This is a genomic window from Dermacoccus sp. MPR-E5 (genome assembly GCF_058809565.1).
The window spans coordinates 22,069-42,656 of record NZ_JBXASS010000016.1 but is presented as its reverse complement, the minus strand read 5'-3'; the positions used below and the strand labels follow the sequence as shown (position 1 = coordinate 42,656).

General features: G+C 70.6%; 18 protein-coding genes. 11 read left to right on the top strand and 7 right to left on the bottom strand.

Annotated features, from left to right (window positions below):
- Positions 1 to 161: 161 nt before the first annotated feature.
- Both rraA and AC1RS9_RS12075 read right to left on the bottom strand, forming a co-directional pair.
- Positions 162 to 659 carry a ribonuclease E activity regulator RraA gene (rraA, locus tag AC1RS9_RS12080; RefSeq protein ID WP_492921628.1) on the bottom strand — a complete coding sequence of 166 codons (498 nt, stop codon included), beginning with the start codon at positions 657 to 659 and terminating at the stop codon, positions 162 to 164.
- A gap of 239 nt (positions 660 to 898) precedes the next feature.
- Positions 899 to 1,642 carry a PAS domain-containing protein gene (locus AC1RS9_RS12075; protein ID WP_492921626.1) on the bottom strand — a complete coding sequence of 248 codons (744 nt, stop codon included), beginning with the start codon at positions 1,640 to 1,642 and terminating at the stop codon, positions 899 to 901.
- Between the two features lie 186 nt (positions 1,643 to 1,828).
- Between AC1RS9_RS12075 and AC1RS9_RS12070 the strand changes: the two genes are divergently transcribed.
- Positions 1,829 to 5,563 carry a proline dehydrogenase family protein gene (locus tag AC1RS9_RS12070; RefSeq protein WP_492921624.1) on the top strand — a complete coding sequence of 1,245 codons (3,735 nt, stop codon included), beginning with the start codon at positions 1,829 to 1,831 and terminating at the stop codon, positions 5,561 to 5,563.
- Positions 5,564 to 5,736: 173 nt separating this feature from the next.
- On the opposite strand, the gene AC1RS9_RS12065 is transcribed toward AC1RS9_RS12070, so the two are convergent.
- On the bottom strand, positions 5,737 to 7,464 hold the full coding sequence (locus AC1RS9_RS12065) for a serine/threonine-protein kinase (RefSeq protein WP_131941767.1): 1,728 nt from the start codon (positions 7,462 to 7,464) through the stop codon (positions 5,737 to 5,739).
- 118 nt (positions 7,465 to 7,582) lie between these two features.
- Here AC1RS9_RS12065 and AC1RS9_RS12060 point away from each other — a divergent pair, with 118 nt between their 5' ends.
- The 3 genes from AC1RS9_RS12060 to AC1RS9_RS12050 all read left to right on the top strand — a co-directional run bounded on the left by AC1RS9_RS12060 (position 7,583) and on the right by AC1RS9_RS12050 (position 9,802).
- Complete coding sequence (locus AC1RS9_RS12060; protein ID WP_038569695.1) at positions 7,583 to 7,879, top strand: YciI family protein; 297 nt, start codon at positions 7,583 to 7,585, stop codon at positions 7,877 to 7,879.
- Complete coding sequence (locus AC1RS9_RS12055; protein WP_083607331.1) at positions 7,876 to 9,078, top strand: alpha/beta fold hydrolase; 1,203 nt, start codon at positions 7,876 to 7,878, stop codon at positions 9,076 to 9,078. The genes AC1RS9_RS12060 and AC1RS9_RS12055 overlap by 4 nt, the downstream gene beginning before the upstream one ends.
- Positions 9,079 to 9,316: 238 nt before the next feature.
- Complete coding sequence (locus tag AC1RS9_RS12050; RefSeq protein ID WP_144694373.1) at positions 9,317 to 9,802, top strand: hypothetical protein; 486 nt, start codon at positions 9,317 to 9,319, stop codon at positions 9,800 to 9,802.
- Here AC1RS9_RS12050 and AC1RS9_RS12045 read toward each other — a convergent pair.
- On the bottom strand, positions 9,753 to 10,646 hold the full coding sequence (locus AC1RS9_RS12045; RefSeq protein ID WP_156444894.1) for a hypothetical protein: 894 nt from the start codon (positions 10,644 to 10,646) through the stop codon (positions 9,753 to 9,755). The two genes, AC1RS9_RS12050 and AC1RS9_RS12045, sit on opposite strands and share 50 nt — an antisense overlap.
- A 160-nt stretch (positions 10,647 to 10,806) precedes the next feature.
- Between AC1RS9_RS12045 and AC1RS9_RS12040 the strand changes: the two genes are divergently transcribed.
- The gene (locus AC1RS9_RS12040) at positions 10,807 to 11,586 is read left to right on the top strand and encodes a polyprenol monophosphomannose synthase (protein ID WP_038569692.1); all 780 of its coding nucleotides are present in this window, start codon (positions 10,807 to 10,809) and stop codon (positions 11,584 to 11,586) included.
- 80 nt (positions 11,587 to 11,666) lie between these two features.
- Here the strand turns inward: AC1RS9_RS12040 and AC1RS9_RS12035 are convergent, their stop codons facing one another.
- Positions 11,667 to 12,197 (bottom strand): GtrA family protein, encoded by a 531-nt coding sequence (locus AC1RS9_RS12035; protein ID WP_006943451.1) that lies wholly within the window; start codon positions 12,195 to 12,197, stop codon positions 11,667 to 11,669.
- A gap of 209 nt (positions 12,198 to 12,406) precedes the next feature.
- On the opposite strand from AC1RS9_RS12035, the gene AC1RS9_RS12030 reads away from it, so the two are divergent.
- The 4 genes from AC1RS9_RS12030 (at position 12,407) to AC1RS9_RS12015 (ending at position 16,494) form a co-directional block, all read left to right on the top strand.
- Positions 12,407 to 14,131, top strand: coding sequence for an FAD-binding dehydrogenase (locus AC1RS9_RS12030; protein WP_492921619.1), 1,725 nt, complete (start codon positions 12,407 to 12,409; stop codon positions 14,129 to 14,131).
- A gap of 69 nt (positions 14,132 to 14,200) precedes the next feature.
- Complete coding sequence (locus AC1RS9_RS12025) at positions 14,201 to 14,836, top strand: ScbR family autoregulator-binding transcription factor (RefSeq protein WP_131941757.1); 636 nt, start codon at positions 14,201 to 14,203, stop codon at positions 14,834 to 14,836.
- A 12-nt stretch (positions 14,837 to 14,848) separates the two neighbouring features.
- Entirely contained in the window at positions 14,849 to 15,988 is a 1,140-nt protein-coding gene (locus AC1RS9_RS12020; RefSeq protein WP_074046261.1) for an AI-2E family transporter, read from the top strand.
- Positions 15,985 to 16,494, top strand: a complete 510-nt coding sequence (locus tag AC1RS9_RS12015; protein WP_006943456.1) for an NUDIX domain-containing protein — start codon at positions 15,985 to 15,987, stop codon at positions 16,492 to 16,494. Before AC1RS9_RS12020 ends, AC1RS9_RS12015 begins: the two co-directional genes overlap by 4 nt.
- Positions 16,495 to 16,515: 21 nt before the next feature.
- Here AC1RS9_RS12015 and AC1RS9_RS12010 read toward each other — a convergent pair whose 3' ends face one another.
- Both AC1RS9_RS12010 and AC1RS9_RS12005 read right to left on the bottom strand, forming a co-directional pair.
- Positions 16,516 to 17,148, bottom strand: a complete 633-nt coding sequence (locus AC1RS9_RS12010; protein ID WP_074046262.1) for a response regulator — start codon at positions 17,146 to 17,148, stop codon at positions 16,516 to 16,518.
- Complete coding sequence (locus AC1RS9_RS12005) at positions 17,145 to 18,524, bottom strand: sensor histidine kinase (protein ID WP_074046263.1); 1,380 nt, start codon at positions 18,522 to 18,524, stop codon at positions 17,145 to 17,147. The genes AC1RS9_RS12010 and AC1RS9_RS12005 overlap by 4 nt, the downstream gene beginning before the upstream one ends.
- Positions 18,525 to 18,676: 152 nt before the next feature.
- Between AC1RS9_RS12005 and AC1RS9_RS12000 the strand changes: the two genes are divergently transcribed.
- Positions 18,677 to 19,753 carry an FtsX-like permease family protein gene (locus AC1RS9_RS12000; protein WP_006946338.1) on the top strand — a complete coding sequence of 359 codons (1,077 nt, stop codon included), beginning with the start codon at positions 18,677 to 18,679 and terminating at the stop codon, positions 19,751 to 19,753.
- A 94-nt stretch (positions 19,754 to 19,847) separates the two neighbouring features.
- Positions 19,848 to 20,543, top strand: coding sequence for an ABC transporter ATP-binding protein (locus tag AC1RS9_RS11995; protein WP_038569683.1), 696 nt, complete (start codon positions 19,848 to 19,850; stop codon positions 20,541 to 20,543).
- Positions 20,544 to 20,588 lie beyond the last annotated feature (45 nt).

Genomic DNA, 20,588 nt, shown 5'->3' with positions numbered 1-20,588 from the left:
TTCTATCGCGTCGCGGCATGTGGTGGCCCGGCGCGGCCCGGCTCGGCGCGGCACGCGGACGACGCGGTGCGCGGGTGACATCGACGTCGGCCGGACCTGCGAGGCAGACCTGCCAGGCGGGCTGCGTCGATATCGGCATCAGGTCGGGCTTGTCGGGCCCGTCAGGACAGGACGGTGGAGGCGTGTTCCGCGGACGTGACGACGATGCCGTCCTCGTCGCTCCACAGATGGTCGCCGGGCTTGAACGTGGCGCCCCCGAACGTCACCGGAACGTCCTTCTCGCCCTTGCCGTCCTTCGCCGACTTGCGCGGGTTCGTGCCGAGAGCCTTGGTGCCGAGGTCGAGTTTCGCGACGGCGGCGCTGTCACGGATGGCGCCGTTGATGATGACGCCCTCCCACCCGTTCGCGACGGCGGCCTCGGCGATCATGTCGCCCATCAGGGCGCTCTCGACGTTGCCGTCGCCGTCGACGACGAGCACCTTGCCCGCGCCCGGCGAGTTGAGTGTCTCCTTGACGATCTGGTTGTCGCGGAAGCACTTGATCGTCACGATCGTGCCGCTGAACCGCGCGCGTCCGCCGTACTGAGTGAACTGGGTGGAGCACGAGTCGAGCGCGTCGCCGAGCTCGTCATAGAGGTCGGCGGTGGCGATGTCGGCCATGAGAGGCGTCCTTTCGTCGGGTTCGAAGGGCATGCAGGTCCACGCTATTTCGCGAGGACGCCCCATGGGGCGTCGCGGGCCGCGGATCAAGACGAGTCGCGGCGGTGACGGCCGGGGTCGGAGCGATGAACGGTGAATGTGTACGAAGATCGCAGAATCGGGATGCTGTCGGCGCGCGGGCGGTGCCGGCCGTTGGATGGGGTGGGGCTCGGGATCAGGTCGGATCGGGTCGGGTCTCGTCAGCCCTGGGTGCGGCGCTCGCGGCGATAACGTCCCGGGGGCATGCCGGCGAGGCGCGTGAACGTGCGGTTGAACGCGGCCTGGTCGGAGTAGCCGCAGCGGACGGCGATCTGCGCCAGCGTCAGCTCTTTGGCGGTGAGCATCTCGCGCGCGGCGTCGATGCGTGACGACAGGACGAGTTGGCGCGGCGAACGTCCGAACACGCGGCGCGAGCGTCGCTCCAGCGTGTCGACCGAGCATCCCGCGACGCGGGCGAGATCCTGCGACGTCACCGGCTGGTCGAGGTGCGCGTCGATGTAGGCGCGCACGGCGCCGAGCGACGTCATCGCCGGGTCGTCCTCGGCGGCCTCGCCGACGTCCTGCGACATGCTGGCGATGCCGACGACACGCCCCGCCTGGTCGCGCAGCGGCATCTTCGCCGTGATGTGCCAACGAAACGGCCCGCCCGAGGCGCGGATCAGCTCGAGCTCGTTGAACAGCGGCTTGCCGGACGACAGGACGCGCGCGTCCTGCTCCTCGTAGCGCTCGGCGAGCTCCGGCACGAACAGTTCGGCCGCGCGACGCCCGACGACGTCACCGCGCGAGCGCTTGTTCGTGCGCTCGACGAACGTCGGGTTGACGGCGAGGTAGCGACCGTCCGCACCCTTGACGCAGAACATCGTGCCCGGCAGGTGATCGACCATTTCGAGGACGGCGGGTCCGAGCGCGCCACGTAGGGCGTCGAGCGTCGGTGCCGTCGTCATGAGGGAAGGGTAGCGGGCGTGTCGGCACCGCCAGGCCCACAGACCTCGCCAGCCCCACAGGTCCCTGGGTCTTCCCGTCCCGCCGGCGACACGAACCGTCACGACGAGCCGTTCTGGCCGATACCCGCGGCGAGGCTGCGGCAGGCGGGCAAGACTTTAGCGGTCAGGAGGGGTTTGACTGGTGGTATGAGCCAGATCACTGACGCACCCCGCACCCCGGGCGCCACCACCGTCGACACCACCCCGTCCGACGACGCTGCGACGTTCGCCGAACTGCACGACCTCGTCGAGGACGCCGTCGCCCTCGCGAACCGTTGGAGCGACGCGACCGAGGCCGGCCAGACGAAGGCCGAGAAGCGCACGAGCGACCAGCTCGGCGCGCTGCTGCGTGACGAGAAGGGCCTCGACCTCGCGGTGAAGTTCGTCGACCGCGTCGCGCGCCCCGAGGACAACACGGCCGCTGCGCGCGAGCTCGCGCGCCTGTCGTCGAACGAGGCGACCGGGTTCATGGGCAAGCTCGACGCGAAGCTGCTCGGCCTCGGTTCCCGCCTCGCGACGACGATGCCGCCCGTCGTCGTGCCCGCGGCGCGCACGCGTCTGCGTCAGCTCGTCGGCCACCTCGTCGTCGACGCGAGCGACCCGACGCTCGCGAAGCACCTCGCCAAGGCGCACGCCGACGGCTTCCGCCTCAACATCAATTTGCTCGGGGAGGCCGTCCTTGGTGAGGCCGAGGCCGCGCGTCGCACCGAGGAGACGCGCAAACTGCTCGCGCGCGACGACGTCGACTACGTCTCGATCAAGGTCAGCTGCCTCGTCTCGCAGATCTCGACGTGGGACGCCGAGGGCACCGTCGAGCGCGCCCTCGAGCGGCTGCGTCCGATCTACCGCGTCGCGAACGGCACGGCGAGCGACGCGTCGTCGCCATCGTCGAACACCGGTGACGCCAACGCCGACGCAGGCCAGCCGGGTGGGGGCGCCGCGAACGTCAACCGCGGCGACATCAAGAAGAAGTTCGTCAACCTCGACATGGAGGAGTACCGCGACCTCGACCTGACGATCGAGCTGTTCACGCGCCTGCTGTCGGAGCCGGAGTTCCACGACCTCGAGGCGGGCATCGTCCTGCAGGCCTACCTGCCGGACGCGGTGCCGGCGCTCGAGCGTCTCATCGCGTTCGCGAAGGAGCGCAAGGCCAACGGTGGCGCGGGCATCAAGGTGCGTCTCGTCAAGGGCGCGAACCTCGCGATGGAGCGCGTCGAGGCCGAACTGCACGACTGGAAGCAGGCGCCGTACACGTCGAAGGAGGACGTCGACGCGAACTACCTGCGCTTCATCGAGCGCGCGACGCGCGCCGACGCGGTGGAGGTGTGCCGCCTCGGTGTCGCCTCGCACAACCTGTACGACGTCGCGATGGCGCACCTGCTCGCCGAGAAGCGTGGTGTGAGCGAGCACCTCGACGTCGAGATGCTGCAGGGCATGGCGCCGTCGCAGGCGCGCGCCGTGAAGGCCGACGTCGGCACCGTCCTGCTCTACACGCCCGTCGTGAAGCGCGAGGACTTCGACGTCGCCGTCTCCTACCTCATCCGTCGCCTCGAGGAGAACGCGGCGGAGCAGAACTTCCTGCACGCCATGTTCAGCCACGACGAGGGTGCGGCCGAGCGTCACAAGTACGTGCGTGACGGCCTCGTCGGCACCGGTGCGCTGTCGGCGATGCAGGACCAGGAGCGACGTTTCCGTGAGTCGATCGACGCGATCGCCTCGACGCCCGTCGGCCCGCGACGCTCGCCCGAGCGCGCGCCGATCGGAGACTTCTTCGAGAACACGGCCGACTCCGACCCGGCGCTGCCCGCGGTGCGCGATTGGGCGCGGGAGGCCGTCACGCGTCAGCCGGCGCCGCTGACGTCGCCGCAGCTCACGTCGCGCGAGATGGTCGACGACGTCGTCGCGCGCGGCGTCGCGGCGCAGGCCGGGTGGGCCGGACGTTCCAACACCGAGCGTGCCGCGCTGCTGCGTGAGGCGGCGCGGGAGATCGAGAAGCGTCGCGGTGATCTCGTCACCGTCGCGGCCGCCGAGGGGGGCAAGACGATCGACCAGGTCGACCCGGAGATCTCGGAGGCGATCGACTTCGCGCGCTACTACGCTGACCGCTGCGAAGAGTTGGTCACCGGAATGGCTTCTGACGGAGCACGATTCGAGCCTCACCGCCTCACGCTCGTCACTCCGCCGTGGAACTTCCCCGTCGCCATCCCGATCGGTTCGGTGCTCGCGGCGCTCGCGAGCGGATCGGCCGTCGTCATCAAGCCGGCACCGCAGACGGTCGGCTGCGTCGAGGTCGCGATGGAGGCCCTGTGGGCTGCGGGCATCCCGCGCGACGCCGCGCAGGTCGTCCGCGTCGAGGAGGACGACAACGGCCGCGCGCTCGTCGCGCACGACGACGTCGACACCGTCATCCTCACCGGCTCGATCGAGACGGGTCGCCTGTTCGCCGGGTGGCGCGCGCGTCACGCCGGTGGGCCGCGCGTGTTCGGTGAGACGAGCGGCAAGAACGCACTCGTCGTCACGCCCGCCGCCGACCTCGACCTTGCCGCCGCCGACCTCATGAAGTCGGCGTTCGGGCACGCCGGGCAGAAGTGCTCGGCTGCCTCGCTCGGCATCCTCGTCGGCTCGGTCGCGACGTCGAAGCGGTTCCGTGAGCAGCTCGTCGACGCCGTGAAGTCGCTGCGCGTCGGCTGGCCGAGCGACCTCGGCACGACGATGGGCCCGGTCATCGAGCCGCCGTCGGGCAAGCTGCTCAAGGCGCTGACGACGCTCGAACCGGGTGAGACGTGGCTCGTCGAGCCGAAGCAGCTCGACGACACCGGCCGCCTGTGGAGCCCCGGCCTCAAGGACGGCGTGAAGCCCGGCTCGTTCTTCCACATGACCGAGGTCTTCGGCCCCGTGCTCGGCCTCATGCACGCCGACACGCTCGAGGAGGCGCTCGAACTGCAGAACGCGACGCAGTTCGGCCTCACCGCTGGCATCCACAGCCTCGACGAGGACGAGGTCACGTACTGGCAGGAGCACGTCGAAGCGGGCAACTGTTACGTCAACCGTCACATCACGGGCGCGATCGTGCAGCGTCAGAGCTTCGGCGGGTGGAAGGAATCCGTCATTGGCCCAGGCGCGAAGGCGGGCGGGCCGAACTACGTCGCGCAGTTCGGCACGTGGGTGTCTGACGGCGTCGCGCGTCAGGGCGCGCCGATCATGCCGCGGGTGCGCGACCTGCTCGAGATCCTGTCGCCGCTGGCGCGAAACGAAGCCGACCGCGAGTGGCTGCATGCGTCGCTGCGTTCCGACGCGTTCGCGTGGCGCGAGGAGCTCGGCATCGAGGCCGACCCGTCGTCGCTGCGCGCCGAGTCGAACGTCTTCCGCTACCGCCCGCAGCCGCAGGTCGTCGTGCGCGCGGAGCTCGGCGAGACTTCGGCGGACGGCGACGTCGACGCCGTCGCGGACCGCACGCTCGCCGAGGTGGCGCGACTCGTACTCGGAGCGCACCTCGTCGGTTCGAGCGTGTACCTGTCGTGGGATGTCGCGCTGCAGCCGGCGCTGACGCGCCTGGCGGCGACGGGCGAGGGACGTCAGGCACTCGTCTGGCTGAACCGCATGGGGTCGGTCGAGAGCTCGGCGCAGTTCGTCACGTGGTGCCGTGAGGGCACGCGCGGCGGCGAGCCGCTGCGCATCCGCATGGTCGGCGCGGACGCCGACGGCGAGACGGCCGCCGCGCTCGCCTCAGCTCCCGGCGAGGACCAGGGCGCGAGCATCACGCCGCTGTTCGGCGAGGTGCTGTCGACGGGACGCCGGGAACTGCTGACGTTCCTGCGCGAGCAGGCCATCTCGCGGACACTGCACCGCTTCGGCCACGTCGCGCCGGAGCTGATGCGCTGACCGGTTGACGCCGAATCGGTGACCCACCGAGGTCTACTGCGTGACGAGCCGTCAGGGGGCGGCTCGTCACGCAGTTGGTTCGAGTTGAATGTGGACGAGATTCGCGAGTGTGGACGAAAATCGCAGGTGGGCGGGGCCTGAGTGAGTGGGTGGCGCCGGGGGTATCCAGGGCGTCAGGATGTGCGCAGGGTGCCGGCGACGAGGGCGACCGGGGCGGTGTCGAGCGCGGGCGAGCAGCCGATCGAGTCGGTGTCGACGCTCAACGTCCGGGCACCGCTGACGGGCACGCGGAGTGTTTTGGCCTGCTTGCCGCCGAGAGTGACGGTCTGCTTGGCGCTGCCGTCGACGCGGACGGTCACGGTCGTCGTACCTTCCGGCTGCATGTTCGTCCCCCCAGGCTGGGCGTCGGTGGCGCCGACGGTGAACGCCACCTCGTCGTAGCGACGATCGAGGGCGAACTGTGCCGCGGCGGTGCACGCCTGGCGGTCGGTGAGCAACGGCACGACGGCGTCGTCGTACGAAGATCCGCCGACGCGCACGCTCGCCGTGCGCGCCCCGCCCGACAGCGCGCCCGACAGGGGGACGTCTCGTGGCTGCGTCGAACGACTCGACGTCGACGATGACGGCGACGGAGCTGCGCTATGCGACGAGGAGGAGTCGCGCAGCAGCAGCCACGCGACGAGCGCGATGAGAGCGAGACCGGCGACGAGCGTCACCGCCAGCCAGACGCTGCGCCGGTGCTGCCCCCCGCTCGGAGTGTCGCTCGTCGCCGACGCTGTGCCCAGGTGATCGGCGGGATTCGCCCCACCCGGGCCGGCCACGCCACCCGCGCCGACCGCCCCACCTGCGGCCGCAGGCGCCGCCACCGCCGCGGCGGCGCCTGACATGGGCACGGGCGATCCGATGGGCGCGGCGCTTTCCGACGCCCCTGCGGCGACGATCCGTGACGTCCGCGGCGGTGCGCTGAGCACGGGCGCGGCGGGGGCGCCGGCGAACTGCGGCGCCATGGCCCACAGTCGCTGTGCCACGGCTGCGGCATCGTCCGGGCGTTCGTGCGGGTTCTTCGCGAGCAGCTCGGCGATGAGCACCCACAGGGCATCGGGGATGCCGTCGGGGCGCGTCGGCGCGTGATCGGCGTGCAGGCGCAGCAACGCGACGGGCGAGTCCGCGTGGAACAGCACCGCGCCGCACGCCATCTCGTACAGCGTGACGCCGAGCGCGTAGAGGTCCCCCGCGCGCCCGCTCGGTTGCCCGTCGCCGAGTTCGGGCGCGAGGTACTGCGGCGTGCCGATGACGTTCGCCGTCGCCACCTGCCCCGTCTGCGTGACGAGGGAGGCCACCCCGAAGTCGGCGAGCTTCGGCACGAGAGTGCCCAGCGCGTCGGTGGACGTCGGCGTCGATGCGGCGTCGGCGGGCAAGGCAGTCTCGGTCGTAGCCCTCGACATCGCAGCCCTCGACATCGCGTCAGGATCGTCGGCGAGCAGGACGTTCTCGGGCTTGAGGTCGCGGTGCAGCACACCCGCGCCGTGGACGGCGGCGAGGCCCTGTGCGATCTGGGCGCCGAGCGTCGCGACATCGTGCGGGGTCAGGTTGCCGCGCCGTTGCAGGAGGGCGCGCAGGGAGTCGCCGGCGACGTAGTCCATGACGATCGCGAGGCGCGGGCCCTCGACGACGAGGTCGTGCACGCGGATGACGTACGGGCTGCGCAGGCCGACGAGGAGGTTGCGTTCCTGCAGGAAGCGCGCGACGACGCCGGGGTCGTCGGCGAGTTCGGGGCGCAGCAGTTTGAAGGCCAGGGTGTGGCCGTCGACGTCATGCCCGACCCACACCTGCCCCATCGCGCCCGAGCCGATCTGCCGCTCGAGCGTGTAGCGGCTTCCCAGCTGCCAACTCTCGCTCACGCCGAGTTCCCTCCCTGCCTCGTTGGGACGATCCTATGGGCGCGCCGCCGCGTCTGGGGCTACTCTCGGGCACCAACCCCGACTTGCCCGCCGACCGGCGCGTGGCGTAGGAGAGATCATGGCCATCTTCGCTGTCACCTACACGTATTCCGACGACGTCGCCGCCCGCGACGCCCACCGCCCCGAGCACCGCACCTACCTCTCGCAGGTCGAGGGCATGCTGCTGTCCGGCCCCCTCGCCGAGCCCGACGGTGCGCTGCTCGTCATCGCCGCGCCCACGCGTGAGGATGTCGCCGAGCGCCTCGACCGCGACCCGTTCTTGCTCGAGGGCATCGTCGTCGAACGCACGATCCGCCCATACACGCCCGTCCTCGGCTCGCAGGCGCCGACGTTCGCCGAACACCTCGAACGATGACGGAGACGCCACGCGAGCCCGCACCTTACGGCACGTCCGGCACCTCGTTCGTCGACACCTCGCGCCTCGCCGAGAGGGCAGACATCGACGAATCGCCGGCGTCTGAGGGCGCATCGTCGAGCCACGCAAATGTGTCGCTGGCGAACGCGGACCTGCCGGAGCCGAAGCTGCCACCGATCACGAGCGTCGTCATCGACATCGGGGACGATCGCGTCGAGGTCTTCCACCGCGACAGCGGGCCTGATGATCAGCCCGACAACGCCTCGAGTGACGGGGGTGTCGACGTCCCGGGCGTGAACGCGTCGCTCGCCGGCGAGCAACGGGAGCGCGCCGCGGCTGACGCTGCGGCCGACCCTGGTGCCGCCGACGCTGAGCCCCACCCCGAAGCCGCGCCGACTGGTCGCCCGACGTATGTGCTCGTCCATGGTCTCGGCGGCAGCCTCGCCAACTGGGAGCCGTTGTGGCCGTTCCTCACCGAGCACGGTCGCGTGCTGGCGCTCGACCTCGCAGGGTTCGGTCGCACGAGTGGGTCGAACCGCTCGGCCGTCTCCGACAACGTCGATCTGCTCGCGGCGTACCTGCGTCAGCTCGGTCTGAGCGACGTCGTCCTCGTCGGCAACTCGATGGGCGGGATGATCGTCGCGATGATGACCGCGAAGCACCCTGAGCTCGTGTCGCGTCTCGTGCTCGTCGACCCCGTGCTGCCGCTGCACCCGCAGGATCGGCCGCACTGGTCGGTGCTCGTCACCTTCTCCCTCTACATGTGTCCGCCCGCGGCGCGACGCGTCATCCCGCGTTACGCCGCGCGCCGCGGCATCGACCGCATGGGCGTCGAGGGCGTCCTGACGGTCGTCGCCGACCCGCATCGCGTGCCGAAGTGGGTGATGCGACGCTCCGTCGAGGAGGTCCGTGCTCTGGCCGAGAACCAGGACGCCGTGCCCGGGCTCGTGCGGGCCGCCAACTCGCTCGTCGTGGCTGCTGGAAGCCCGCGTTACCGTCGCGTGCTGAGCGAGTTGCGGGTACCCGTCACGCTCGTGCACGGCGAGCGCGATCGCCTCGTGCCCGTCTCCGCGGCGCGTCGCATCGCCGCTCGTCACCCGGCCTGGACGTTCCTCGAGGGCCCCGGCCTCGGCCACGTGCCGATCTACGAGGCCGCGGGGTGGGTCGCACGCTGCATCGTGGGGGCGGCGGCGTCCTGATGAGCAAGACGGCCCGAGCCCGACGCCCGGCTCGGACCGCCGATTGCCGACGCCGTGCATGGTGGGTGTCACCGCTCGTTCAGGATCGCCTCGCGCACGCTGGTTCTGGTCGCTGGTGGATGGCACTGTGCGTGGCGGGTGTCACCGCGTGCTGACTGGCCGCCAAGGTCACGAATGTGTCACGGTGGAGTCGATCGTCCGTCATCGTGACCCACCCCGACCTTCCTGAGAGGACCCAGTGACCTTCACTCTTCGACCCGCCCGCACGCTGTCGGTGCTCGGTGCCTGCGCCGGTCTGACGCTCACGCTCGGTGCCTGCGGCAACAGCGGCGACGACCCGAGCGTGCAGGTCAGCCAGTCGAGTTCGGCCTCCGGCAAGCCCGGCGCGACACTTGCGCTGCGCAAGGCCTGCATCTCGTCGAACAGCCAGGTCGTCTCGGCGAATGCGGCGTGGAACGACGCCGTCGACTCTCACAAGGACGCCGACCTGCAGAAGGCGACGAAGACGATGGGTTCGCTCGCGGATTCGCTGCGCTCGGACGGGAAGCAGTCCGGTGATGCGTCGTTCAAGAAGAAGGCCGACGCAGCTGCGGCTCAGGTCGATGCGTTGAAGAAGGCGGAGAAGCCGGCGAAGACGGTCGACACGACGTCGTACAACAGCGCCGTCGAGGACCTCACGAGCTACTGCTCGACGATGTTCCCCCAGGCATCGAAGAGCGCCTGAGCAACGCCTCTTCGAGAGCGGCCCGCGCCGAGTCGCGGGCCGCTCTCGCTGCGTCGTAGGCCTTCTGCGCCGCCTCGACGCGGACTCGCAACCGCGCGATGCGGGCATCCATCTCGGCCAGCGCTGCCTTCTCGCGCTGCTCCTGCTCGGCCCGCCGCCTCTGGGCGCTCTCGCGCTCGGCGGCCTCACGTTCGGCTTTCTCCTGCTCGTCCTCATCCCGCCGGCTCTGGGTGTCGGCGACCTGCGGGGAGGCTCCATCCGCGGAGGAGGAAGCGGTTGGGGCTGATGTCGCGGCCGCAGCACCGCGGATTCGGTCTTGGGCAGGCGTACCGCCGGCGACGAGTCGCAGCGCGGGGCGCGCAGGCGCGTCGCGGTGCGCGACGGCGTCGGTGAGGTCGATGTCGCCCCACCCGCTGTAGCTCAGTGGCCGCACGAGTGCGCGGGTCGCCACGGCGTCGGCTGCCTGCCGGTCCGCGATCGCCGCGAGCAGCGTGGCGCGCACGGCCTCGGCGAGCGAGCCGTTCAGGTCGTGCCGCGTGACGATCTGCTGCAGCAGTTCCTGCCGTCGGGCCGACAACTCCTTGAGCGTGGCCGCGTCGAGCGAGGTCTGCGCGGCACGCATCTGTTCGCCGAGGGCGAGGACGTCGCTGATGGCGCCGTCGTCGAGGTGGTTGACGGCCGCGGCCGCGGCGGTGGGCTTGCGGAGCGCGGCGATCTCGCGGGCAGCATCGCGCTCACCGGCGGTACGTGCGGCTGCGGCGAGTTCCTTGCGCACCGCGACGAAGTCGGCCGGGTCGCCGCCGTAGAGCGTCGTGACGGCCTCGGCGACGGTGCCCACGTTCATGTCGGCGCTCATGCGGCCCGGCCGGGGGGTGTGCGTCGCACGAGGGCCTGCGGGTGCCCGGCGACGGCGATTCGTGCTGGGTTCATTGCTCCATTGTCCGTCGCCACCGATAGGGTATGCACAGCCTGGCGCCCGCCTGGCGCTCGTGGGGAGGTCTTTGGTGGTCGACGCAGCGGATCGCGCACCGATCGAGCGAGTGCTCGTTCTCGTGCCGACGTACGACGAGCGGGAGAACCTGCCGGTCATCGTCGAGCGCATCCGGAGTGCCGTCCCCGACGCCGACATCCTCGTCCTCGACGACAACTCGCCCGACGGGACAGGGCAGCTCGCCGATGAGATGGCGGCGGCCGACGCCCACGTGCACGTCATGCACCGTCGCGGCAAGGAGGGCCTCGGCAAGGCCTACCTCGCCGGTTTCGCGTGGGGTCTGGAGCGCGGCTACGACGCGCTCGTCGAGATCGACGCGGACGGTTCGCACCCGGCCGAGGAACTGCCTGCGATGCTCGCGCTCGCGGCCGGCGCCGACCTCGTCATCGGCTCCCGCTGGATCAAGGGCGGCTCCGTCGTCAACTGGCCGAAGAACCGCGAGATCCTCAGCCGCGGCGCCAACGTCTACGTCCAGGCGATGCTCGGCACCCGAGTCCATGACGCGACGGCCGGGTTCCGCGTCTACCGCGCGACGCTGCTGCGCCAGATCGACCTCGCGAGCGTGACGTCAGCCGGTTACGGCTTCCAGATCGACCTGACGTGGCGCTCGATCCGGGCCGGGGCGCGCATCGTCGAGCACCCGATCCGATTCAGCGAGCGCGAACTCGGCACGTCGAAGATGTCGGGCAACATCATCAGCGAGGCGCTGCTCGCCGTCGCCGGCTGGGGTCTCGAACTGCGGCGCGAACAGGCCGGGCACCTCCTGTCGCGGGTGCGGGCGCGACGGTCCTAGCGTTCGAGGGTGATGTGGTCGGGCACCTCGTGTCCCGGGTGGGCGCACGGCGCTCAGCCCCCTGATCCCGCTCCTGCGCGTCAGGCTTTCGGATCCTCTGCGGCGGCGCCGAACACGATCGTCCGGTAGGCGACGAAGCGCAGGATGGTGCCGATTCCGATGCCGATGAGGGCGTGCACGTTCTCCCACAACGCGCCGCGGGCCCCCAGCACGTAGTGCGCGAACGCGACCCAGGCCGAGGTGGCGGCGAGTGCGACACCGTTGACGGCGAAGAACAACACGACCTCGTGGTGCAGCGGACGGTTCTCGCGGTGACGGAACGTCCAGTACCGGTTGCCGACCCATGCGAACACGGTGGCCACGGCGCCCGAGATGATCTTCGCGGTCGTCACCTTGCCGTCGAGCGGGCCGGCGCGCAGCCAGTTGTACAGGCCCATGTCGATGAAGATGTTGAGCACGCCGATGATGCCGAACGTGCTGAGCTCGCGCCAGAACGCGGCGAGCGGGGACGACGCCGTAGTCGCCTGGTGCCCGGACGAGTCGGCCCCGAGCGATGACGCTCCGGCCGCGGGCGTCTCGTCGGGGCGCGCCGCTGCGGTCCGTGAGGTCATAACGTCCGATGCTACCCATTGCGCCTTCTGACGGGCTGAGAACGTCAGCACATCGGACGGCCGCGCAGCGCCTTTTCGTCGTTCGTCGATGCGCCCGAAAACCCGTGAGTACAGTGATCGGCATCACATCGAACCCTGGCGTTCGATACAGGCCGCGACGTGACGCGTCGTCCCGAGACAGTGCGTGCGACGAGACTTTGGAGGTGGGCATGGACGGGAAGAGTTTCGACGCGATCGTCGTGGGCGCGGGGCTGGCAGGTCTCGTGGCGGCGGCCGAACTGACGTCGCGGGGGCGCCGCGTCGTCGTCGTCGAGCAGGAGAATCGCGCCAATCTGGGCGCTCAGGCGCACTGGTCGTTCGGTGGGTTGTTCCTCGTCGACTCGCCCGAGCAGCGCCGCCTGCGGGTGCGCGACAGCCTCGAGCTCGCGTGGCAGGACTGGTGCGGCAGCGCCCAGTGGGACCGCCTCGAGGGTGAGGCGAACGCGTCCGGTGAGCCCCTCGGTGAGGACGTCTGGGGAAAGCGCTGGGCGCGCGCCTACGTCGAGTGGGCGGCCGGCGGCAAGCGGGAGTGGTTGCGCGAGAACGGAATCGAGCTCACGCCAATGGTCGGGTGGGCCGAGCGAGGCGACGGTCGCGCCGGGGGTCACGGCAACTCGGTGCCCCGCTTCCACATCGCGTGGGGCACCGGCACGGGCGTGAGCGGCCCCTTCGTCGAGAAGGCGCTCGACGCCGAGGCCCGGGGCCTGCTGACGTTCGCGCACCGTCATCGCGTCGACGAACTCATCGTCGAGACCCCTGCCGACGGTGGTGCTCGCGCCGTCACCGGCGTGCGCGGCAGTGTCCTCGCTCCCGACGACGCGAAGCGCGGTGTCGCGTCGAACCGCGACGTCGTCGGCGGGTTCGAGTTCACGGCGCCGTCGGTCATCGTCGCGAGCGGCGGCATCGGTGGCAACCACGACCTCGTGCGGCGCTGGTGGCCGGCGGATCTCGGCGAGGCGCCGCGTTCGATGCTGACGGGGGTGCCCGCCTACGTCGACGGGCGCATGCTCGAGATCGCCGCGGACGCGGGCGCGCGCCTCGTCAACCGTGATCGGATGTGGCACTACACCGAAGGCATCCGAAACTGGAACCCGGTGTGGCCGCAGCACGGCATCCGCATCCTGCCCGGCCCGTCGCCGCTGTGGTTCGACGCGATCGGACGTCGCATGCCGATGCCGTGCCTGCCCGGTTTCGACACGCGCGGCACGCTGCGTCATCTGCGCAGCGACCCGGCGATCCGCGCGTACGACCACTCGTGGTTCATCGTCACCCAACCGATGCTGGAGAAGGAGTTCGCCCTCTCCGGCTCGGAGCAGAACCTCGACCTGACGTCCGGGAGCCGCCGCGAGGTCGTGCGGGCGCGGCTGGCGAAGGGTGCGCCGCGAGCGGTCGCCGACTTCGTCGAGCACGGCGAGGACTTCGTCGTCGCCGAGACGCTCGAAGAGCTCGTCGCGAAGATGAACGAGTTGACGGACGAGCCGCTGCTCGATGCGGCACACGTGCGTCGGCAGATCGAGGAGCGTGACGCGCAGGTCGACAACGCGTACGGCAAGGACGTGCAGGTCATGGCGATCCACAACGCGCGCCGCTACCTCGGCGACCGGCTGGCGCGCGTGTCGGCGCCGCACCGCGTGCTCGACGAGAGGCAGGGCCCGCTCGTCGGCATCAAGCTGCACGTGCTGACGCGCAAGAGTCTCGGCGGCATCCAGACCGACCTCGACTCGCGCGTGCTCGACGCTCGCGGCCGCGTCGTGCCGGGGCTGTTCGCCGCCGGTGAGGCCGCCGGCTTCGGTGGGGGAGGCGTCCACGGCTTCAACGCGCTCGAGGGCACGTTCCTCGGAGGATGCCTGTTCTCCGGGCGAGCGGCCGGGGTGGCCGCCTCCCGAGTGGCATGACGGACGACATAGCAATTCGTGATTGAATCCGCAGGCCGAAATACGAGACGACCATGAGGGGGTGGCTCGGTGGCGCAGCGGAAAATCACCCAGGCGCGTGCGCACGAGACGCGCTCTCGCATCCTGACGGGCGCCGCCGAGGCGTTCGCCGAGCACGGTTTCGCCGGCGCGACCATCGCCGACATCATGACGCGCTCGGGCGTGACGAAGCGCGCGCTGTACTTCCACTTCGACACGAAGGAAGAGGTCGCCGACGCCGTCCTCGCCGCGCACACGACGTGGCTGCGCGACGCCGTCGCCGCCCTGGCGGGCTCGCCGGTGCAACGCCTCGTCGACTACGGCTACCTCACCTGTGACGGGCTCGCCGACGACCCGATCTTCCAGGCGACGGCTCGGCTCGCGATCGAGCGCGAGACCTATGGCGCGGGGCATCCGGCGTCGTTCGGGGTGTGGCAGGAGACGACCCGCGACATGCTCGACGAGGTCGCCGCTGCGGGGTGCCTCAATGCCGGGGTCGACACGGGCGTCGTGGCGCGCATGCTCAGTGCGACCGTCCTCGGGCTGCACCTGTCAGCACGCGCGAGCGATCCGTCGTCGCGCCTGCACGCCGAGATCGAACAGTTCTGGACGCACGCCGGGGCGACCCTCGTGAGGCCCGAAGCGCTCGCCGGTGTGACGCTGCGTCGCGCCCGCCCCACCGCGTGACACTCTTGGGCCATGGAACAGCAGAAGGTGGCGTCGGCGCGTGAGGCCGTGCCGTATGGCGTGCGGGTGGCCGCGTGGTGGTCGGTGTGTTTGCTCGCCATCGCCGTCGGGGTGCTCGCGTTCTTCTGGGGCGTCACGCGTCTCGGCGTCGTCACCGTCTCCTTCGTCACCGGGGTGATGTTCGCGGCGCTCCTCGCTCCGATCGTGTCGTGGCTGGTGCGGCGCGGCGTGGGGCGCACGACATCCGCGGTCATCGCGTTCTTCGTCGGTGTCGGTTCGGCTGCGGGGCTGATCGCGTTCGTCGTGGCGCAGATCGACGACTCCAGCGGCGAGTTCGCCCGACAGCTGACGCTCGCCGAGCAGGGCGCGCGGCACTGGCTCGTCGACGGGCCGCTGAAGATCGACGAAACCTCCGCGAGCCGCTACACGACCGACCTCGGAACGACGCTGAGCAACCACACGGCCGACATCGTCGGCTGGGCCGCGGCGCACGTCGGCATCGTCACGGGCGGGTTGTCGGCGCTGCTGCTCACGCTGTTCTGCGCGCTGTTCCTGCTCGCCGACGACGGCTCCATCTGGCGTTGGATCGTGCGGCTGCTGCCGCGCGGCGCGCACAACCACGTCGACCTCGCGGGCGCCGCGGCGTGGCGCACCCTCGTCGTCTACATGCGCTCGCTCGTGCTGCTCGCCCTGCTCAACGCAGCGGCGATGCTGCCCGTGCTCTGGTTCGCGGACGTGCCCCTCGCCGTCCCGCTGACCGTCGTCATCTTCCTCGGCTCGCTCATCCCGCTCGTCGGGGTGCTGCTCGCCGCGGCGCTCATGTTCGCGGTCGCGTTCGTCGGCAACGGGCTCGTCACCGCGCTCGTGCTCGTCGCGATCCTCACGGTGCTCGTGCAGCTGCTCGGCAACCTCGTCAACCCCCTCATCCTCGGACGGTTCGTCGACCTGCACCCCGTCGTCATCCTGATCGGCGTGAGCGCCGGCACGCTGCTCGGCGGGGCGTTCGGCGCGTTCACGGCCGTGCCGCTCATCGCCGTCGTCAACAACATGGTCAAGGTGATGCGCAGCTACCATCTCGAGGAGCACGACGACGAGGATCTCGACGCCGTCGACGAACGTCAGTTCGAACGCCGCGCCAAGGAGGCCATGTGAACGCCGAGCGTCCCGGAGCGCTGCGGATGGCCGCGCTGCGCGTCTACCGGATGCTGCCCGCCGGGCTCAGCCACCGCATCGTGCACGCCATGCAGCCGACGTTCAGCGCCGGCGCCGTCGCTATCATCGAGCACGACGGGCGCGTGCTCGCGCTGCGTCAGGCGCACCGCAGCGGATGGTCGCTGCCGGGCGGCCTCATCGACGCCGGCGAGCAACCGCAGGACGCCGTCGTGCGCGAGGTGCGTGAGGAGACGGGCCTCGACATCGAGCCGGGTAGCGTCATGGCCACTGATTTCGACCCGGAGATCCGGCACGTCGACGTCATCTTCCGCGTCGTGTGTGACGAGCGCCCGGAGGTCGAGGTGGCGAGCGAAGCCCTCGAATCCGGATGGTTCGCGCTCGACGAACTACCGCACCCCGACAAGTCGACGCGCCGCATCCAGCGCGCCGTGCGCCTCGCGCGGCAGCCATCGAGCGTGGGGCGTGTCGTCGGGCGCGGCGACTGAGGGTTCAGCCCTAGGCGCTTCTCAGCGCAGCAGCCCAGCGCGTCGTGCGAGTGCCACCGCTTCGGTGCGCGAGGTGGCGCCCAGTTTTTCGTTGATGTGCACGAGGTGCGTCTTGACGGTCGCCTCGGAGACGAAGAGGTGCTTCGCGATCTCCTTGTTCGTCGCGCCGCCGGCGACGGCGTCGAGCACGTCGAGTTCGCGGGCCGTCAGCGTCGGTGCGGGCGAGGACAACCGGTTGACGAGGCGCGCCGCGACGGCGGGCGCGAGCACCGTCTCGCCGCGTGAGGCGCGGTGCACGGCCTCGACGAGGTCGGCGGGCGGTGCGTCCTTGAGCAGGTAGCCGGACGCGCCGGCCTCGACGCCGCGCACGATGTCGGCGTCCGTGTCGTAGGTCGTGAGGATGAGGACGCGGGGCGCGTCGTGGCGGGCGCGGATGGCGCGCGTCGCCGCGACGCCGTCGAGGCCGGGCCCCATCTGCAGATCCATGAGGACCACGTCGGGGCGCACCCCCTGCTCGGCGAGGCGGTCGAGCACGCGCAGGGCCTCCTCGCCGCTGCCGGCCTCGTCGAGGACGTCGATGCCCGACGCGTCGAGCAGCGCTCGTAGGCCCGCGCGCACGACGGGATGGTCGTCGGTGAGGATGACGCTCGTCATCGGAGGCTGCTTTCCGTCGAGGGTGTCACGTGCGGTTCGACTCCGGCCGTCAGGGCAGGGGCGGGCTCGGTGTTCTCCTGCCTCACCGCCTTGTAGGGGCCGCTGGTGGGGATGGTCGCGATGAGGGCGGCGCCCTCGCCGGGCTGGGATTCGATCTCGAGGTGGCCGCCGAGTGCGTCGAGGCGTTCCCGCATGGCGCGCAGGCCGAATCCGCTGCCGCCCAGGGGCGCGCATTCGACGTCGGCGTCGGTGAAACCCACGCCGTCGTCGATGACTTCGAGGCCGACCTCGTCGGGTCGGTAGCTGAGCGTCACGCCGACGCGCTGCGCTTTGCTGTGGGTCCGCACGTTGGCGAGGGCGCTCTGCGCGATGCGCAGCAGCGCGACATCGACTGGGGCCGGCAGTGGGCGCGGTTCGCCGTCGCAGGTCGTGTCGGCGCGGATGCCGGTGTGCTCCGTCAGGCGCGCGGTGAGGCGCTCGAGCGCGCCGGACAACGGCGCGTCGACGAGGTTGCTCGGCGTCAGGGCATGGACGACCTCGCGCGAGTCGGCGAGGCCCTGCGCGGCCGTCGACTCGATCTGCTCGAGCAGGCGCGCCATCTCGTCGCCGGCATGCGCGGCGCTGTCGTGGGTGGCCTGGGCGCTCGCGTGCTGGGTGCGGGCGTGCTGGTTACGGGCGAGGCCCGCGCGCGACAGCAGCACGATGCTGGAGAAGCCCTGCGCGAGGGTGTCGTGGATGTCGTGCGCGAGGCGCTCGCGCTCGGCGAGGACGCCGGCGCGGTGCTGGGCGAGGGCGAGCGTCTCCTGCGTCGCGAGCACGTCGTCCTGCGCGGCGACGAGCTGGGTGACGAGTTCGCGGCGGCGCGTGTTCTCCGCGCGCAGCTGGGCGTACACCCACGAGATGCCGAGCGCGACGATCATCCCCATGATCGGGCCGATGACGGTGCCGACGTTGCGTCCGTCGGGGCGCGAGACGAGGGCGGCGGCGCTCGCGACGAGGACGAGGGGCACGAGGGCGGCAGCGATGGGCCGGATCGCGACGTGCAGGACGAGGAAGTACAGCGCGAACGCCACCCACGCGAAGTCAGGCGCGATGGCGAGCGTCAGGCACCACGCGAGCGTCAGCGCGATGATCCACACCTGGCCGGTGTGCGAATCCTGGGCGGCGCGCAGCGACTGGGCGCGGCGCGCGCGGCGTTCGACGACGAGGCCGCTCAGGTAGACGCCGGTGAACACGACCGTCGCGGCGATGACGGCGAACGGCGAGGCGTCTCCGGCGAGCGCCCGGATCACCCCGACGACGAGCAGCACGACGAACAGGACGTGCATCGCGGCCTGCATGGTGCGGATGGTGCGTTCGGAGTCGGTGGTACTCATCACCGTCCATTTTGCCGCGTGGGTGCGTCGAACGCGCACGGACGTCAACCGAACGGTTGATGCGTTCTCCCACTGCCTGGGTGATGCGCGCAGGGGGTGAATCGCGCTGGAATGGAGAAAACCTGGAGAACCTGTGCCGAAAGAAGAGGTTGATGTTCCTCGCAACTCGAGACCTTGCGTACGCCAAGGGGCGTTTCGCCCTCATCGGCGGCGTCATCGCCCTGATCACGCTGCTCGTCGTCATGCTGACCGGCCTCGCGGCCGGCCTCGCGAAGGAGAGCGTGTCGGCCATCGACACGTTGCCCTCGCACGGTGTCGACCAGATCGGCTTCTCGGCCCCCGCGAAGGGGCAGAAGGTCGGGTATGACAGCTCCCACGTCGAGGCGAAGGACATCGACAAGATCAAGTCGGTCAAGGGCGTCACCGACGCCTCGCCGCTGACGATCACGCAGGGCCGCGCGAGTGTCTCCGGTGTGCCGTCGGCGGTCGCCATCTTCGCCGTCCCGGACGGTTCGTTCGCCGCGCCGAAGGGGGTGAAGAACGGCTCCGTCGTCGTCGGCAAGACGATCACGAAGGACGCCGCGCTCAAGGAGGGCGAGTCGATCTCGTTCAACAACAAGAGCGTTCGCGTCGCGAAGCTGAGCGACGACGCGTCGTACCAGCACCAGCCCGTCGTGTGGATGACGGAGAACGACGCGAAGGCCGCCGGCCTGCTCGGCCAGGGCTCGGGCACCGTCGCGCTCGTCAAGACGGGCAGCGGGTTCTCGAAGGACGCGCTCACCTCGGCGACCGGCCTCGACGTGCAGGACCCGAAGACGTCGCTCAGCACGATCAGCGCCTACCAGGCCGAGAACGGCTCGCTGACGCTCATGCGCGTCATGCTCATGCTCGTCTCCGCCCTCGTCGTCGGCGCGTTCTTCACCGTCTGGACGATCCAGCGCACGCCCGACCTCGCCGTCCTCAAGGCGATGGGCGCGCACACCGGCTACCTCGTGCGTGACGCCATGGGTCAGGCCGCCATCCTGCTGCTCATCGGTGGCGGCCTCGGCACGATCGTCGCGACCGTCCTCGGCTACTTCGCGCAGGGCACGGTGCCGTTCGTCCTCAGCCTCACCACCACGCTCGTCCCGCTGGCGCTGCTGTTCGTTCTCGGTCTGCTCGGCGCGCTCGTCAGCGTGCGCCGCATCGTGACCGTCGACCCCAACACCGCACTGGGGGCCGCGCGATGAGCCTTCGTCGTCATGCACCCGTACCTCGTGTCGAAGGCCGCGCGATGAGCCTCGACGCCACCCTCGTCCCCACCACCGCGCCAGGAGCAGCCCGATGAGCCTCGACGTCAAGAACGCGACGCTGACCTTCCCCGACGGCGCCTCGGGGCGCATCACGGCCGTCAACGACGTGTCGTTGCACGTCGCCGCGGGCGAGTTCGCCGCGGTGACGGGCCCGTCGGGTTCCGGCAAGTCGTCGCTGCTCGCCGTCGCCGGCCTGCTGCAGACGCCCGACTCCGGCATCGTGACGATCGACGGCAAGGTCGTCTCGGGGCTCTCGCACAAGGACGCCGCAGCGGTGCGCCTGTCGTCGATCGGGTTCGTCTTCCAGCAGAGCAACCTCATCGCGTCGCTGACGTCCGTGGAGCAGCTCGAGATCGTTGCGCGCATCGCCGGGCGTCACGGCAAGGACACCGCATCGCGGGCCGAGGAACTGCTCGCCGCCGTCGGGTTGGAGAAGGTCTTCGACCGCCGCCCCGCAGCGCTCTCCGGCGGTCAGCGTCAGCGTGTCGGCATCGCCCGCGCGCTGATGAACGAGCCGAAGCTGCTGCTCGTCGACGAACCGACCGCGTCGCTCGACACCGAGCGCGGCACCGCCGTCGTCGAACTGCTCGGCAAGGTGACGCACGAGCACCAGGCCGCGACCATCATGGTGACGCACGACCTGCACACCCTCGACGCCGTCGACTCGCTGCACGAGATGGTCGACGGTCGCCTGCGCACGCTCGAGGCGACCCCGACGCAAGGTTGATGTCGGCGCCTCGTCGTAGTGCTGGCCTCGGCGCCTGATCGTCTC

Bases quoted from the DNA above. Each gene is read 5' to 3' on its own strand.
- AC1RS9_RS12045 (WP_156444894.1), bottom strand. From the start codon at position 10,646: ATGAACGTGGGCACCGTCGCCGAGGCCGTCACGACGCTCTACGGCGGC.
- AC1RS9_RS12030 (WP_492921619.1), top strand. From the start codon at position 12,407: ATGGACGGGAAGAGTTTCGACGCGATCGTCGTGGGCGCGGGGCTGGCA.
- AC1RS9_RS12070 (WP_492921624.1), top strand. From the start codon at position 1,829: ATGAGCCAGATCACTGACGCACCCCGCACCCCGGGCGCCACCACCGTC.
- AC1RS9_RS12075 (WP_492921626.1), bottom strand. From the start codon at position 1,642: ATGACGACGGCACCGACGCTCGACGCCCTACGTGGCGCGCTCGGACCC.
- AC1RS9_RS12035 (WP_006943451.1), bottom strand. From the start codon at position 12,197: ATGACCTCACGGACCGCAGCGGCGCGCCCCGACGAGACGCCCGCGGCC.
- AC1RS9_RS11995 (WP_038569683.1), top strand. From the start codon at position 19,848: ATGAGCCTCGACGTCAAGAACGCGACGCTGACCTTCCCCGACGGCGCC.
- AC1RS9_RS12000 (WP_006946338.1), top strand. From the start codon at position 18,677: ATGTTCCTCGCAACTCGAGACCTTGCGTACGCCAAGGGGCGTTTCGCC.
- AC1RS9_RS12060 (WP_038569695.1), top strand. From the start codon at position 7,583: ATGGCCATCTTCGCTGTCACCTACACGTATTCCGACGACGTCGCCGCC.
- AC1RS9_RS12005 (WP_074046263.1), bottom strand. From the start codon at position 18,524: ATGAGTACCACCGACTCCGAACGCACCATCCGCACCATGCAGGCCGCG.
- rraA (WP_492921628.1), bottom strand. From the start codon at position 659: ATGGCCGACATCGCCACCGCCGACCTCTATGACGAGCTCGGCGACGCG.
- AC1RS9_RS12055 (WP_083607331.1), top strand. From the start codon at position 7,876: ATGACGGAGACGCCACGCGAGCCCGCACCTTACGGCACGTCCGGCACC.
- AC1RS9_RS12010 (WP_074046262.1), bottom strand. From the start codon at position 17,148: ATGACGAGCGTCATCCTCACCGACGACCATCCCGTCGTGCGCGCGGGC.
- AC1RS9_RS12020 (WP_074046261.1), top strand. From the start codon at position 14,849: ATGGAACAGCAGAAGGTGGCGTCGGCGCGTGAGGCCGTGCCGTATGGC.